Source organism: Pseudomonas sp. S09G 359 (genome assembly GCF_002843605.1).
Taxonomy (GTDB): Bacteria; Pseudomonadota; Gammaproteobacteria; order Pseudomonadales; family Pseudomonadaceae; genus Aquipseudomonas.
On record NZ_CP025263.1, the window covers coordinates 6,229,034 to 6,243,944 of the forward strand.

General features: G+C 62.4%; 15 protein-coding genes. 5 read left to right on the plus strand and 10 right to left on the minus strand.

Going from position 1 to position 14,911, the window contains the following annotated elements; all coding sequences use genetic code 11:
• Positions 1–7: 7 nt before the first annotated feature.
• From creC to CXQ82_RS28700, 3 genes are read right to left on the minus strand one after another with little or no spacing between them, the layout of a single operon-like run.
• On the minus strand, positions 8–1,447 hold the full coding sequence (gene creC, locus CXQ82_RS28690) for a two-component system sensor histidine kinase CreC (RefSeq protein WP_101273308.1): 1,440 nt from the start codon (positions 1,445–1,447) through the stop codon (positions 8–10).
• Positions 1,447–2,115 carry a two-component system response regulator CreB gene (creB, locus tag CXQ82_RS28695; protein WP_101273309.1) on the minus strand — a complete coding sequence of 223 codons (669 nt, stop codon included), beginning with the start codon at positions 2,113–2,115 and terminating at the stop codon, positions 1,447–1,449. Before creB ends, creC begins: the two co-directional genes overlap by 1 nt.
• Positions 2,116–2,124: 9 nt before the next feature.
• Positions 2,125–2,625, minus strand: a complete 501-nt coding sequence (locus tag CXQ82_RS28700; RefSeq protein WP_101273310.1) for an ATP-dependent zinc protease — start codon at positions 2,623–2,625, stop codon at positions 2,125–2,127.
• Positions 2,626–2,796: 171 nt separating this feature from the next.
• Between CXQ82_RS28700 and CXQ82_RS28705 the strand changes: the two genes are divergently transcribed.
• Positions 2,797–3,684, plus strand: coding sequence for an acyltransferase (locus CXQ82_RS28705; protein WP_101273311.1), 888 nt, complete (start codon positions 2,797–2,799; stop codon positions 3,682–3,684).
• Here CXQ82_RS28705 and CXQ82_RS28710 read toward each other — a convergent pair.
• A complete protein-coding gene (locus CXQ82_RS28710; RefSeq protein ID WP_101273312.1) occupies positions 3,681–4,253 on the minus strand; it encodes a DUF2780 domain-containing protein in 573 nt (190 codons plus the stop codon). The two genes, CXQ82_RS28705 and CXQ82_RS28710, sit on opposite strands and share 4 nt — an antisense overlap.
• A gap of 138 nt (positions 4,254–4,391) precedes the next feature.
• Between CXQ82_RS28710 and CXQ82_RS28715 the strand changes: the two genes are divergently transcribed.
• The 4 genes from CXQ82_RS28715 (at position 4,392) to CXQ82_RS28730 (ending at position 7,073) form a co-directional block, all read left to right on the plus strand.
• The gene (locus CXQ82_RS28715) at positions 4,392–5,015 is read left to right on the plus strand and encodes an RNA polymerase sigma factor (RefSeq protein WP_101273313.1); all 624 of its coding nucleotides are present in this window, start codon (positions 4,392–4,394) and stop codon (positions 5,013–5,015) included.
• The gene (locus CXQ82_RS28720) at positions 5,012–5,689 is read left to right on the plus strand and encodes an anti-sigma factor domain-containing protein (protein ID WP_101273314.1); all 678 of its coding nucleotides are present in this window, start codon (positions 5,012–5,014) and stop codon (positions 5,687–5,689) included. The genes CXQ82_RS28715 and CXQ82_RS28720 overlap by 4 nt, the downstream gene beginning before the upstream one ends.
• A 76-nt stretch (positions 5,690–5,765) precedes the next feature.
• On the plus strand, positions 5,766–6,224 hold the full coding sequence (locus CXQ82_RS28725) for an anti-sigma factor domain-containing protein (protein ID WP_101273315.1): 459 nt from the start codon (positions 5,766–5,768) through the stop codon (positions 6,222–6,224).
• 588 nt (positions 6,225–6,812) lie between these two features.
• A complete protein-coding gene (locus CXQ82_RS28730; RefSeq protein WP_241150960.1) occupies positions 6,813–7,073 on the plus strand; it encodes a hypothetical protein in 261 nt (86 codons plus the stop codon).
• Positions 7,074–7,127: 54 nt separating this feature from the next.
• Here the strand turns inward: CXQ82_RS28730 and fdhA are convergent, their stop codons facing one another.
• The 6 genes from fdhA to CXQ82_RS28760 form a co-directional block, all read right to left on the minus strand.
• Positions 7,128–8,327 (minus strand): formaldehyde dehydrogenase, glutathione-independent, encoded by a 1,200-nt coding sequence (fdhA, locus tag CXQ82_RS28735; RefSeq protein ID WP_005792122.1) that lies wholly within the window; start codon positions 8,325–8,327, stop codon positions 7,128–7,130.
• 199 nt (positions 8,328–8,526) lie between these two features.
• The gene (gene purU / locus CXQ82_RS28740; protein WP_076953247.1) at positions 8,527–9,384 is read right to left on the minus strand and encodes a formyltetrahydrofolate deformylase; all 858 of its coding nucleotides are present in this window, start codon (positions 9,382–9,384) and stop codon (positions 8,527–8,529) included.
• A 177-nt stretch (positions 9,385–9,561) separates the two neighbouring features.
• Positions 9,562–10,194 (minus strand): sarcosine oxidase subunit gamma, encoded by a 633-nt coding sequence (locus CXQ82_RS28745; protein WP_101273317.1) that lies wholly within the window; start codon positions 10,192–10,194, stop codon positions 9,562–9,564.
• A 117-nt stretch (positions 10,195–10,311) separates the two neighbouring features.
• The gene (locus CXQ82_RS28750) at positions 10,312–13,329 is read right to left on the minus strand and encodes a sarcosine oxidase subunit alpha (RefSeq protein ID WP_101273318.1); all 3,018 of its coding nucleotides are present in this window, start codon (positions 13,327–13,329) and stop codon (positions 10,312–10,314) included.
• On the minus strand, positions 13,326–13,628 hold the full coding sequence (locus CXQ82_RS28755; protein WP_101273319.1) for a sarcosine oxidase subunit delta: 303 nt from the start codon (positions 13,626–13,628) through the stop codon (positions 13,326–13,328). Before CXQ82_RS28755 ends, CXQ82_RS28750 begins: the two co-directional genes overlap by 4 nt.
• Positions 13,629–13,643: 15 nt before the next feature.
• Positions 13,644–14,894, minus strand: a complete 1,251-nt coding sequence (locus CXQ82_RS28760) for a sarcosine oxidase subunit beta (RefSeq protein ID WP_010207084.1) — start codon at positions 14,892–14,894, stop codon at positions 13,644–13,646.
• Positions 14,895–14,911 lie beyond the last annotated feature (17 nt).

The window sequence follows — 14,911 nt, forward strand, 5'->3', positions numbered from 1 at the left end:
GGGGGTTTTATGTGGGCAATGTGGAGACTGTGTGGAGATGCAGCACCACTTGCACGCCGCCGGGCACATTGCCGATCTGCAACGCGCCGCCATGCAGCTTCATTACTTCCTCGACAAAGTTGAGGCCCAGGCCGGTGCTTTTGCGCCCGCTGGCCGGGCGTGGCAGCGAATAAAAACGCTCACTCAGGCGCGGCAACGCGTAGTCCGGAATCGGCGCGGCCTGGTTGAACAGGCTGACCTGCACATCGTTGTGCCACATCTGCACACTGAAGCGCAGCACGCCACCGGGCGGGGTGAAATCCAGCGCATTCTCCAGCAGGTTGCCCAGGGCCTGGCGCAGCAGGAAGGGCTCACCGAACACCTTCACGTCATTGCCGATCGCCTGCTCGACCTGCAAGCCGGCGCCTTCGATGCGCGCGCATTGGGCCTTGAGTACATCATCGACGAGGGCGGCCAAGGGCATGCTGGTTTGTTCGTCCAACCCCTGGCGCTGCTCCACCTGCGCCAGGTTCAGCAAACGTTCGATCAACTGCTGCAGGCGCGCGCTTTCGCTGTCGATATTGCCGACGAAGCGCTGCTGCTGCTCGCGGGTCATGTCGCCCTGCAACAGCTCCGCCGCGCCGCGAATTGCCGCCAGCGGGCTCTTCAATTCATGGGTCAGGGTGTGCACGTAATGCTCGACGTAAGCCTTGCCTTCCAACTGCGTGCGCATGTGCTCCACGGCGGTGGACAACTGCTTGAGCTCACCGCCGCGGTAGTGCGGCAACTCAGCGCGGCGGCCCTCGCTGACGGCTTCGGCATACGCGGTCAATCGCCTTAGCGCAACGCTCAACCACCACGACAGCAGCGCGCCAAGCAACAGGCCGAGGATCACCAAACCGGCGCCGTACCACAGCAGGCGGCGTTCAGTACGGTCCACATACGGCTGCAACGAGCTGTTGGGCTTGGCCACGGTGACCACGCCGATGATCTGGCCGTTGTCGCGAATCGGCGCGCCCACGTGCATCACCGACGAGGTGGGGTCGTCCAGCTCGCTGCGGGTGGAGCGCGCGCCGTATTCGCCGCGCAGGGTCAGGTACACGTCGTTCCACTTGGAGTAGTCCTGGCCCACCGCTTCGCCCGTGGAGTCGAGCAGCACAGTGCCTTTGGCGTCGGTCACATAGATACGGTGGTTGACCTGGTTTTTCGGCAACCCCCAGATGCTCGCGCCCGGCTGGCGATTGCCATAGGCCTTGAGCAGCTCCGGCCAGTGGCTTTGGCCGAGGGTGGCGTTTTTCACATCGTCGCGCAGGATCTCGGCCAGCAGGTTGGCGGTGTCCACCAGGGTTTCTTCGGTGGACTGGCGCACGCCGGGGCGGATTTCCTTCATCACGGTGCTGAGCACAAAGTAGCCAGTGAGGCCGATAAACAGCGCGTACACCAGGAAAATCCGCAGCCCCAGGCGCATCAGCTGTTGCTCGGGCTGTAGCTGTAGCCGAGGCCGCGATGGGTCTGGATCGGTTCTGCGTCGGCGGCCACGCTGCGCAATTTGCTGCGCAGGCTTTTGATATGGCTGTCGATATTGCGCTCGTAGCCAGCATCGGCCGCCACGCCCACCGCGTCCAGCAATTGCTCGCGGCTGAACACCCGCTCGGGTTGTTCCAGCAGGCTTTGCAGCAGGCGGAATTCGTGGCGAGTGAGGCTCAAGGGCTGGCCGCGATAGTTGATTTGCATGCGCTCCAGGTCCACCTGGAATACGGCGGGCGCCGCACCCGGCCCGACTCGTTTGAGGATCGCCCGCACCCTGGCCGCCACCTCCCGAGGGCTGAACGGCTTGACCACATAATCGTCGGCGCCGATCTCCAGCCCCACCACACGGTCGATTTCGCCGTCCCTGGCACTGAGGAACATCACCGGCACTTCACTGAACCGGCGCAGTTGCTTGCAGGTTTCAAAGCCGCTGATGTCCGGCAGGCCGATGTCGAGGATGATCAGGTCGGCCGGGGTCGCGCGCTGATGGGCCAGCGCCTCCTGGCCGAGGCTCAGCCAGGTGGTGGTAAAACCCTCGCCTTGCAGGGCGAATATCAGCGTGTCGGCTATCGCCGCTTCGTCTTCGACAATCAGGATGTGGGGCATGTGGGTCCGTCAGCAGTCCGGTTTGTCGGCAGTGTAGCGACGTGCCGGGTTTACCGCTGCGCCGAATTCACGCAGGGCCTTGGCGCCGATCAGCAACGGGTAGTTGAAGCTGCTGCGGTCGGTGAGGTTGACCTCGACGGTGCGCTTGACGTCGCCCAGGCACATTTCCAGGTCGATCACCGGGCGCTTGGCCACGCTGGCTTCGTCCTTGTCCTCGTCTTCGTCGGCGCGGCTTTTGATTTTGCTGATGCGCGCCACCTTGTGTTCGTAGACCTTGTCTGACGCGTCCTTGCCGCCGAGACGGAAGCGCACCCAGTCGTCGCCGTCACGGGTGAAGGTTTCGATGTCACGAGCCGACAGTGAGGCGGTCAGCGCGCCGGTGTCCATCTTGGCCTTGAAGGTTTCGCCGATCTCCGGCAACTGGATGTATTCGTAGCGCCCGTAAAGGGTCGGTTCGGCGGCCATGACCGGCAGCGCAACGAGTGCGAGGGAAGCAAGGAGCAGTTTCACGAAGTGATTTCCTCGGAAAGAAGTAGGCGGATTCTAGACCGCAAAAGCCGTCGTTAGTTAGTTCTCAACCCTACCAGCCACATTGTGAAACATTCGTGCCGCGCTTTGCGATTTGGCCTCTAGACTCAGCTTGCTTATGATGGCACGCCCACAAGATCCCAAGAGTTGCTTATGCGCCGCCTGCTCACCGGCTGTTTTGTTTCACTGCTGCTATTGCTCAATACGCTGATCCTGATCGGCCCGTTGATGGTGTTCGCGCTGCTCAAGCTGGTGGCGCCAGGTCGCTCGCGTGACTACATGTCATGGGTGGTGATGTGGATCGCCGAGACCTGGGCCGAGATCGACAAGCTGATTTTCTCGCTGTGCATCCCCACCCAATGGGACATTCGCGGCGGCGACGACCTGCGTGGCGACACCAGTTACCTGGTGATCAGCAACCACCAGTCCTGGGTCGATATCCCTGCGCTGATCCAGGCCCTTAACCGCCGCACGCCGTTCTTCAAATTCTTCCTGAAAAAAGAACTGATCTGGGTGCCCTTCCTCGGCCTGGCCTGGTGGGCGCTGGATTACCCCTTCATGAAGCGCTACACCAAGGCGTTCCTGGCCAAGCACCCGGAGTTGGCGGGGCTGGATCTGAAGATCACCCAGCAGGCCTGCGAGCTGTTCAAGCGCCAGCCGGTGACGGTGGTCAACTATCTGGAAGGCACGCGGTTCAACGAGGCCAAGCGCAAGCAGCAGGATTCACCGTTTACCCGGCTGCTCAAGCCCAAGGCGGGCGGCGTGGCGTTTGTGCTGGCGGCGATGGGTGAGCAACTGGATGCGGTGCTTGATGTCACCGTGGTTTATCCCCAAGACCGCATTCCGGGGTTCTGGGATTTGATCAGCGGCGCGGTGCCGAAGGTGATCATCGATATCCAGACCCGCGAGCTGGACCCGGCGTTGTGGCAAGGCGATTACGAGAACGACCCGGTGTTTCGCCAGGCCGTCCAGAACTGGGTCAACCAGCTCTGGAAGGAGAAGGATGCGCGCATCGACCAACTGCGCGCGGGGCAGCCTTAGCTGCCAGTGCCCCAGGCCTGGGCCAGCTTGCCCAGCACCGAGCTGCTGGCGCCCTGGCCGCCCAGGTATTGCAGGATCACCGGGGCAAACTGGCCGATCATGCCGCTGTCCATGCCCAGGGCGCTGAAGGCGGTGTTGAGGTCGTTGGTGTTTTTCACGTTACCCAACAGGCCGTCGAGGCCGCTGGTCTTGCTGCCGCCGGTCTGGCCGAGCATCCCGCTCAAGGCGCCGAGGCTGCCCAGGGAGTTGCTCCCCGACAATTGATCCAGGCCCGGCACGCTGTTGCCCAGTTGCGAATAGTCGTTGCCGCTCAGTTTGTTCTTGGCCAGGCCAAGCATGGCGCCCGTACCGCCGACCGCTTGTTCGGGGGTGATGTTCAGTTGCGAGGTCAGGGCGCTTAGCAAGCCGGCCGTCTCGGACGACGGGGCAGCGGCAGCGGCCTTGTTGTTGCCACCCTGCATGCCGGAAATCGCATTGGCCGCGTCGCCAAGGCTGAAGCCTGCGGCGAGCACCGGGCCGGCCGCCAGGGTCATCAGGCAGGAAAGGGCGAAACCGCGTGAAATCTTCATCGAAACAACCTCTGGGTGTAGGGGTGAAAGCAGGCGTTGGACTGGCGATTACGGGGCTTGTTCCCCTGAGCACATGCACTGCATCCGAATCCCACGGCCCTGCGTATATTGCTTATATGCCGCTCGGAGTCTGATGGAATGAATGCCCAAGCTGGACTACCCTCTGCCTACCGCGCGCAGTCCCGTCGCCCTCGTTCGAGAGCCTGGAGAAGTCCTATTTCCATCCACGACGATCCGTTGCGGCCCTTATTGGCCCAATGCGCCCTGGGCAACCGCCAGGCGTTTGAAACCCTCTATCGCAGTGTTTCGCCGCGCCTGCACGGCGTGGCCTACCGCTTTATGGGGCGCTCGGACCTCGCCGAAGAAGTGCTGCAGGAGGCCTTCGTGCGTATCTGGTACAACGCCTCGCGCTACGAGCCGCACCTGGCGGCGCCGATGACCTGGATGGTGAACATCACGCGCAACCTGGCCATCGACCAACTGCGCAAGCACCGCGAACAGCCCTTGGCCGACGGCCAGCAGGAAGCCCTGCTCGACGACGCCCCCAGCGCCCACGAGCAACTCCACAACGAACGTGAAACCCGCGCCCTCAACCGTTGCCTCGACACCCTCGACGGCCGGCAACGCCAGTCGATCACTGTGGCTTACTTCCAGGGCCTGTCGTGCTCGGAGTTGGCCGACCACTTGGCGGCGCCCCTGGGCTCGGTCAAATCCTGGATTCGCCGAGGCATGGAACGCCTGCGCAGGTGCCTTGAATCATGAACTACCAAACCACCGCCTTGCGCCGCGCCCTGGCCGCCGACTACGCCATCGGGCTGATGCCCGCCACCGCCCGTCGGCGCTTCGATGCCCTGTTGCTGGACGACGCAGCGCTGCGCGTGGAACTCGGCCATTGGCAGGCCGCCCTCGCCAGCCTCACCGGCAGCGTGCCCGAACGCGCGGTGCCCGAGCATGTGTGGCAAGGCATCCAGGCACGGATAGAGCCGCAGGTGCTGCATATGCCGGCTAAAAAACCGTTATGGCTGAACCTGCGGCTGTGGGCGGCGGCGTTCGGGGTTGTGATCGCGTTGCTGGTGGGCGTGCTGTACCAGCGCGACCTGGGCGTGGAATACAACGCCACCCTGGTCGCCGCCAACCAGCAGCCGGCGTTGCAGATCAAGGCGTTTGCCGACCACCTGCAAATCGAACCGCTGGCATTGGCTGCGGTAGAGCCGACGCGGGACCTGGAACTGTGGGTCATTCCAGCCGGTGGCAAGCCGATCTCCCTAGGGCTGGTGCCGGCTGCCGGCAAGGGCCGGATCGAGCTGAGCACGGCGCAGCAGGCGTTGCTCTCTGTGCCACTGACCCTGGCCGTGAGCCTGGAACCGCGCGGCGGTTCGCCGACCGGCCAACCGACCGGGCCGGTGCTGTATCAGGGCCAATTGGCATCACTTTGAGCTGAAACGGGGTCAGGAACCCATCGCGCCTATCGGGGTCCATGACAGGTCTGAAAGCCCTGTCAGGAATATCCCAATGAGCGCGACCCGCCCCAAAGTCATTGAGCCCAAGCCCCCTTTCTGGAGCCGCCCACGCGTGTTTATCGGCGTGTGCGTGGCCATCCTCAGCGGCCTCGGCGGCGCGCTCTACACCCAGGACAACGTGAAGTCGGCGGCCACCCTGGTGACCACCACCCAGCAGCCGGCCGCGCAGATCAGGGCGCACAAGGATTACCTCGAAATCGAACCCATCGCCACCACGGCACCGGCGCCCGATCAAAGCCTGGAACTGTGGGCCATGCCCGAGGGCGGCAAGCCGGTTTCACTGGGGCTGTTGCCGGAAGATGGCCAAGGCATTATCGGCCTCAACCCGCGCCAGCAACAAAGCATCAGCCAGCCGGTGGAGTTGATGGTGAGTTCAGAAACCAAAGGCGGCTCGGTGAGCAAGCAGCCAACAGGCCCGACGGTGTATCAGGGTGCACTGGCTACCCGCTGACTCAATCTACTGAGCACAGCAGAACTCATGTGGGAGGGGGCCCCTTCCAACATTTGAACCTCATCGGCTGGGTGACTTGCTCACGGCGGAGGAGGGCCGACAGGCCCGACCGTTTACCAGGGTGCACTGGCTATACCCGCTGACTCAATCTAATGAGCACAGCAAAAACATGTGGGAGGGGCGGTGCGACGATTCGACTTGCCCCCGATGACGGTGGGTCAGCTACAAATATGCTTACTGACACACCGCTATCGGGGGCAAGTCGAATCGTCGCACCGCCCCTCCCACATTTGAACCGCATTGGCTCGGTGACTTGCTCAAGCCGGAGGATGGCGCTTATAGTTCGGCCGTCGTCCATATGGCGACACGGGTTTGGCGACCCGATTGAAATAATGCATGCAAAAGCACCTGCTTCTTTGCAGGTTTTTTTGCACGCGTAAAGCTGCTTTATGGCGGCTGTGCGCGGGAGACCTTCGGGTCTGCCGGCTTTGCTTTATTTCACCGGTTCGCCAACCTGCGTACAGCTGCCACCCATTCGTTTGGCGACGTGTGAGTGGTGGCCTCACTCTCTGAAATAAAGGTTAAAACATGAACCGATACATGCCACTCACCGGCCACGACAGCACCACCCCTTCCCTGCTCATCGACACCCAAGTCCCGCTGGACGTGCTCCACGACGCGGCGCTCTACCGTATCCGCGCCGTCACCCAAGTCATGGAAAACCTGGCCTTTCGCGAAGGCCTGCACACCGACAACGTCGTCCTCCAGGACTTTGCCCTGCTCTGCGCCATCCCGTTGCGCGATGGCTGTGATTTGCTGGATGTCATCAGCCGGCGGCTCCAGGCTTAACCTGCAGACACAAAAAGGGCGACCCGCAGGTCGCCCTTTTCATTTGCCCGGCGCTTACGCCGCGCTGAACAACTTATGCGGATCAATCACAAACTTCTTCGGCACACCCGCATCAAACTCGCCATAGCCACGCGGTGCATCATCCAGGCTGATCACCTGCACACCGACGATTTCAGCAATATTGATGCGGTCCCACATGATCGCCTGCATCAGCTGGCGGTTGTACTTCATCACCGGGGTTTGCCCGGTGTGGAAGCTGTGGGATTTGGCCCAGCCCAAACCGAAGCGAATGCTCAGGCTGCCCATCTTCGCGGCGGCGTCGACGGCGCCTGGGTCTTCGGTGACGTACAGGCCAGGAATGCCGATCTTGCCCGCCACGCGTACCACGCCCATCAGCGAGTTGAGCACAGTGGCCGGGGCTTCGGCCTTGACGCCGTCGTGGCCGTGGCCGCGAGCTTCGAAGCCTACGCAGTCGACGGCGCAGTCCACTTCTGGCTCACCGAGCAGCGCGGCGATCTGTTCGTGCAGTGGGGTGTCGGTGGAGAGGTCGACAATTTCAAACCCCTGGGCCTTGGCGTGGGCCAGGCGGATCGAGTTGACGTCGCCAATGATCACCACCGCCGCGCCCAGCAGGCGTGCGGATGCGGCAGCGGCCAGGCCGACCGGGCCGGCACCGGCGATGTACACCGTGCTGCCTGGGCCAACGCCGGCGGTGACGGCGCCGTGGTAGCCGGTCGGCAGAATGTCGGAGAGGCAGGTCAGGTCGCGGATTTTCTCCATGGCCTTGTCGCGGTCCGGCAGTTTCAGCAGGTTGAAGTCGGCGTACGGCACCAGCACGTACTCGGCCTGGCCGCCGGTCCAATCGCCCATGTCGACATAGCCGTAGGCGCCACCGGCACGGGCCGGGTTGACGGTGAGGCACACGCCGGTGTGTTGTTCTTTGCAGGAGCGGCAGCGACCGCAGGCGACGTTAAAGGGGACGGAGACCAGATCGCCGATTTTCAGGTTTTCGACATCGCTGCCCTTCTCGATCACTTCACCGGTGATCTCGTGACCGAGCACCAGGCCGGTCTGGGCAGTGGTGCGGCCGCGCACCATGTGTTGGTCGGAGCCGCAGATATTGGTGGAGACCACGCGCAGGATGACGCCGTGCTCAATCTTCCTGCCACGGGGGTCCTGCATTTTGGGATAGTCGATTTTCTGTACTTCGACCTTGCCGTTGCCGAGATACACGACACCACGATTACCAGACATGCTTTCACCTCGCTGTTGTTTTTATGGAACCGCGTTGCCCCTTTGGGTGGGCAGCGCGTTTAAGTGCTCGGGTACAGATGCTGTTTCTTGTGTTGTTTGTTGGGGCCTCATCGGGGGCAAGCCCCCTCCCACATTTGATCGGGTTCCAACCTTGAAATGCGGTCGAATGTGGGAGGGGGCTTGCCCCCGATGGCGTCAGTCAGAGCACCACCGTCCTATTGGCATTGAGAAACACCCGCCGCTCAATGTGATACCCCACTGCCCGGGCCAACGTCAGCCCTTCAATATCCCGCCCCTTGGCAATCAGATCCTCGGGATAGTGGCTGTGATCCACCACTTCCACGCCCTGGGCGATGATCGGGCCTTCGTCCAAATCGTTGTTGATGTAATGCGCCGTAGCGCCCACCAGCTTCACGCCCTTGTTGTACGCCTGGTGATACGGCTTGGCGCCCTTGAACCCCGGCAGCAACGAGTGGTGGATGTTGATCGCCTTGCCATCCAGTTTGCGGCACAGCTCCGGCGACAGCACTTGCATGTAGCGCGCAAGGATCACCAGTTCCGCGCCGGTGTCTTCCACCACTTGCCACACTTGACGCTCCTGGGACGGTTTGTCGTTGGGGTCGAGGGGGAAATGGTAGTAGGGAATCTGGTGCCAGTCGGCCAAAGGTTGCAGATCGGGGTGGTTGGACACCACCGCGACCACATCCATCGACAGTTGGCCAATGCGCTGGCGGTAGAGCAAATCGTTCAGGCAGTGATCAGCCTTGGAGACCATGATCACCACTTTTGGCCGGTAGTTCGGCGCCGTCAGCTCGAAGATCATGCCAAAGGCTTCGCCGCGCGTGGCCAGGCCATCGCGGAACGCCTGCTCGTCGAAGCCGTCGGGCTGACGAAATTCGACACGAATAAAAAACCGGCCCGAGAGGCGGTCATCGAACGAATGGTGCTCGGTGACGTAGCAACCCTGCTCGAACAGGTAGCGGGTAACCGCGTCCACCGTGCCGAGCACACTGGGGCAGTCGGCGGTCAAAATCCATGTATCGGGTGCGCGGCTCATAATTGAATCCTCATGCCTTTTTGGCGAGGGGGCTTACCCCCGTTGAGCTGCGAGGCAGCCCTGAAATCAGCCAAGCGGTTCTTTCAGGAGAAATACGCTGACCTTATTGGGACCGCTGCGCGGTCCAACGGGGGCAAGCCCCCTCGCCACAACAGCCCTCTGATCCCACATGCGGGGTCAGGCTTGAACGCTCAGGCCGAATTCAGCAGAAGCATCCTGCAGCCACAACCACCAGTAATCCGAGAAGCTGCGACGGATCAGCAGTTCCCACGTGTCTTCAGCGGTATGGCGGATCACCAGTTGCGACTTGGCGAACACCGTGCCCACCGCCTTGCCCACCGGGAAGTTGTTGGGGTGTACGTCATAGCTGGTGGATTTCATCAGCACGTCGCGCACGTTCGGGCCGCTGAGCTCGAGGATCTGCTGACCGCCGCTGACATTGACGATCTGGATATGCAGCTCGCCCAACGCGGCACGCAGGTTTTGCTCGGCGGCGAACTCTTCACCGCTCGGCACGATCAACAGCCACTCATCCGGGCCAAGCCATTGCAGGCTGGTTTCACCTTTGACGATGACTTGCAAGGCGCCAGGCAGTTCGATGCCCAGGGCCTTGTGCACGCCGGCAGCGAAGGCTGCATCGTGGCCGTCACCACGAATGGTCAGGTGGCCGAGGAGTTTCTTTTCCCGCACGGTCACGCCGGCGTTCTTGCGGCCCTTGCCGACCAGGCTGGCGAGGTCGGCATGGTGCAGCGAGGATTCGGCTTTGGCGCCGGTGGTGGGGCGTTGTTGGTAAACGTTGGCTGCTGTCATAAAGCACCTGTTTTGAATTCTGTTGTGAGGCTGATGGCCTCATCGGGGGCAAGGCCCCCTCCCACAGGGGAATGCATTTCAAAATGTGGGAGGGGGCTTGCCCCCGATGCAGGCGACTCAAATGTTCTGCCGTTCGCCCTTGGGATCAAAGAACACCGAAGACACAATCTCCGCCTCGATCACGCTGCCATCCGCTTGCGGCGAAAAAACCCGCTCGCCGATGCGCTTCAAGCCGCCCTTCACCACCGCCATCGCAAACGAATAACCCAGCGAGTTATGCGCATAGCTGGAAGTCACGTGGCCAACCATCTTCATCGGGATCGACTGCTTGGCGTCGAACACCAGCTGCGCGCCTTCCGGCAGCCATACAGTCGGATCAATCGGCTTCAAGCCCACCAGTTGCTTGCGCTCTTCGCGCACGCAGTCTTCACGGTTCATCCCGCGCCAGCCGATCCACGAGAACGGCTTGGTACGGCCCACACACCAGCCCATATTCAGGTCGTCCGGGGTCATCGAGCCGTCAGTGTCCTGGCCGACAATGATGAAGCCCTTCTCAGCGCGCAGTACGTGCATGGTTTCGGTGCCGTACGGGGTCAGGTTGTACTGCTTGCCGGCCTCGACGATTTTTTCCAGCACGCCCATGGCGTAGTCGGCCTGCACGTTGACTTCGTACGACAGCTCACCGGTAAACGAAATACGGAATACCCGTGCCGGCACGCCGCCGACCAAACCTTCTTTCCAGGTCATGAACGGGAAGCCGTCCTTGTCCAGGTCGATGTCGGTGACTTCGCTCAACAGCTTGCGGCTGTTGGGGCCGGACAGGGTCATGGTCGCCCAATGGTCGGTGACCGAGGTGAAGTACACCTTGAGGTCTGGCCATTCGGTCTGTTGGTAGATTTCCAGCCACTGCAGCACGCGGGCCGCGCCGCCGGTGGTGGTGGTCATCAGGAAGTGGTTGTCGGCGAGGCAGGCAGTTACGCCGTCGTCGAAGACCATGCCGTCTTCCTTGCACATCAGGCCATAGCGCGCCTTGCCCACGTCGAGCTTGGTCCAGGCGTTGGTGTAGATGCGGTTGAGGAACTCACGGGCATCCGGGCCCTGGATGTCGATCTTGCCGAGGGTGGATGCATCCAGCAGGCCGACGCTGTCGCGCACGGCCAGGCATTCGCGTTTGACGGCGGCGTGCAGGTCTTCGCCGTTACGCGGGAAGTACCATGGGCGTTTCCATTGGCCGACGTCTTCAAACTCGGCGCCGTTCTTCACGTGCCAGGCTTGCAGCGCGGTGTAGCGCACCGGCTCGAAGATGTGCCCACAGTGGCGCCCCGCAACGGCGCCGAAGGTGACCGGCGTGTAGTTGGGACGGAACATGGTGGTGCCCATCTGCGGAATAGTCACGTTCAGCGAGCGCGCGGCAATGGCCAGGCCGTTGACGTTACCCAGCTTGCCCTGGTCAGTGCCGAAGCCCAGCGCGGTGTAGCGTTTGACGTGTTCGACCGACTCGAAACCTTCGCGGGTCGCCAGTTCGATGGCGGCGGCGGTCACGTCGTTCTGCAGGTCGACGAATTGCTTCGGCGCCCGTGCAGTGGGTTTATCGTGGGGCACCTGGTACACGGCCAGGGTCGGCTCTTCCAGACGACTCAAGGCTTTTGGCAGGGTGCCTTCCACCGGGGCGAAACCGGCTTCGCTGGCAGCGCGCACGCCGCCTTCAAAACCATCCGCCAGGGAATCGCCGAGGCCGTAGACGCCATTGATGCCACCGACGCACACGCGTTTTTGCGGGGCTTCACCCGGTACAAAACCGAGGATATCTTCACGCCAGGTCGGCTTGCCGCCCAGGTGCGAGGCCAAGTGAACCACGGGGCTATAGCCGCCGGAGCTGGCGACCAGGTCGCAGTCGAGCCATTCGCCAGGGCTGGTGACTTTGTGCGCTTTCAGATCAATCGCGGACACACGGGCGGCGGTCACGTGCTTGCTGCCACGCGCTTCGATCACGGCGCTGCCGGTGAGGATGCGAATGCCTTTGGCGCGCGCTTCTTCCACCAACGCGCCGCGTGGGTTGTGGCGCACATCGGCCACGGCAACCACTGCAAGGCCGGCGTCGAGCCAGTCCAGCGCAACGCGGTAGGCGTGGTCGTTGTTGGTCGACAGCACCAGTTTTTTACCCGGAGCCACTCCATAGCGGCGCACGTAGGTGGAGACGGCACCGGCCAGCATATTGCCCGGCACGTCGTTGTTGCCGTACACCAGCGGACGCTCGCACGCACCGGTGGCCAGCACCACACGCTTGGCGCGTACACGGTGGATACGCTGACGCACCACCCCAATCGGCGCGCGGTCACCGAGGTGGTCGGTGAGGCGTTCGTGAATGGTCAGGAAGTTATGGTCGTGGTAGCCGTTGACGGTGGCGCGGGGCAGCAGCACCACGTCCGGCAGGGCCTTGAGTTCGGCGATCACGCTGGCAACCCATTCGGTGGCCGGCTTGCCGTCGAGGCTCTCACGCGAGTCCAGCAAGGAGCCGCCGAACTCTTCCTGTTCGTCGGCGATGATCACGCGGGCACCGCTGCGCGCAGCAGCCAGTGCAGCGGCCAAGCCGGCAGGGCCTGCGCCCACCACCAACACGTCGCAGTGGCGGTTGAAGTTGTCGTAGGTGTCCGGGTCGTTCTCGGTCGGCGAGCGGCCAAGGCCAGCGGCCTTACGGATGTACTTCTCGTACGTCATCCAGAACGATTGCGGGTACATGAAGGTTTTGTAGTAGAAACCCGGCGGCATCAGCTTGCCGCCGACCTTGCCAAGGATGCCCATCACGTCATTGTTGACGTTCGGCCAGCCGTTGGTGCTGGTGGCGACCAAGCCCTGGTACAGCGCCTGTTGGGTGGCGCGCACGTTGGGAATCTGGGTGGCTTCGGTGGCGCCGATCTGCAGCACCGCGTTCGGCTCTTCGGCGCCGGCGGCAAAGATGCCGCGTGGGCGCGAGTACTTGAAGCTGCGGCCGATGATGTCGACGCCGTTGGCCAGCAGGGCTGCGGCCAGGGTGTCGCCTTCAAAGCCTCTGTAGCTCTGGCCGTTGAAGCTGAAGGTCAGGACCTTGTTACGGTCGATGCGGCCACCGTTGGACAGGCGATTGATCTGGCTCATACCTTCTCTCCAGCAGCCTTGGCGGTGAATTGCGGCTTGGTACCGATCTTGTAGGTTTCAAGAATTTCGTAGGTCAGGGTGTCGCGGGTGGCGTTGAAGTACTGACGGCAACCAGCGGCGTGAATCCACAGCTCGTGGTGCAGGCCACGGGGGTTGTCGCGGAAGAACATGTAGTCGCCCCACTGCTCGTCCGTGCAGGTGTTCGGGTCCAGCGGGCGCGGGATGTGCGCTTGGCCGGACGCGTGGAATTCCTCTTCGGAGCGCAGTTCGCCACAGTGAGGACAGAAGATATGCAACATAGGAAATTTCTCCTGTTAGTGGGCGACGGCTGCAGCGCCGTGTTCGTCGATGAGTGCACCGTTGTGGAAACGGTCGATGGAGAATGGCGCGGCCAATGGGTGCATTTCACCCTTGGCCAGGCTGGCGGCAAACACGTTGCCTGAGCCTGGGGTGGCCTTGAAGCCACCGGTGCCCCAACCGCAGTTGAAGAACATGTTCGGTACCGGGGTCTTGGAGATGATCGGGCACGCATCCGGCGTGGTGTCGACGATGCCGCCCCACTGACGGTTCATGCGCACGCGCGACAGCACCGGGAACATCTCGACGATGGCCTGGATGGTGTGTTCGATCACCGGGTACGAGCCGCGCTGGCCGTAGCCGTTGTAACCGTCGATACCGGCGCCGATCACCAGGTCGCCCTTGTCGGACTGGCTGATGTAACCGTGCACGGCGTTGGACATGATCACGCTGTCGATAATCGGCTTGATCGGCTCCGACACCAACGCTTGCAGCGGGTGGGATTCGATCGGCAGGCGAAAGCCCGCCAGCGAGGCCATGTGCCCCGAGTTACCGGCAGTCACCACACCGACGCGCTTGGCGCCGATAAAGCCCTTGTTGGTTTCAACACCGATGCACACGCCGTTTTCCTTGCGGAAGCCGATCACTTCGGTCTGCTGGATCAAGTCCACGCCGAGGGCGTCAGCCGCGCGGGCGAAACCCCAGGCTACGGCATCGTGACGGGCCACGCCGCCACGCCGTTGCACGGTGGCACCGAGTACCGGGTAGCGGGTGTTTTTCGAGCAATCCAGGTACGGGATCTCGTCCGCAACCTGTTTGGCGTTGAGCAGTTCGCCGTCCACGCCGTTGAGGCGGTTGGCGCTCACACGGCGTTCAGAATCACGGATGTCTTGCAGGGTGTGGCACAGGTTGTAGACGCCACGCTGGGAGAACATCACGTTGTAGTTGAGGTCCTGGGACAGGCCTTCCCACAGTTTCATCGCGTGTTCATACAGGTGCGCCGACTCATCCCACAGGTAGTTGGAACGCACGATGGTGGTGTTGCGCGCGGTGTTACCGCCGCCCAGCCAGCCCTTCTCGACCACGGCCACGTTGGTGATGCCGTGCTCCTTGGCCAGGTAGTAAGCGGTCGCCAGACCATGCCCGCCGCCGCCGACGATGACCACGTCGTAGACCTTTTTCGGGGTCGGCGTGCGCCACATCTTCTGCCAGTTTTCGTGATGGCTGAGGGAGTGCTTGAAGAGGCCGAAGCCCGAGTAGCGTTGCATAGTCATTACTCCAAAAC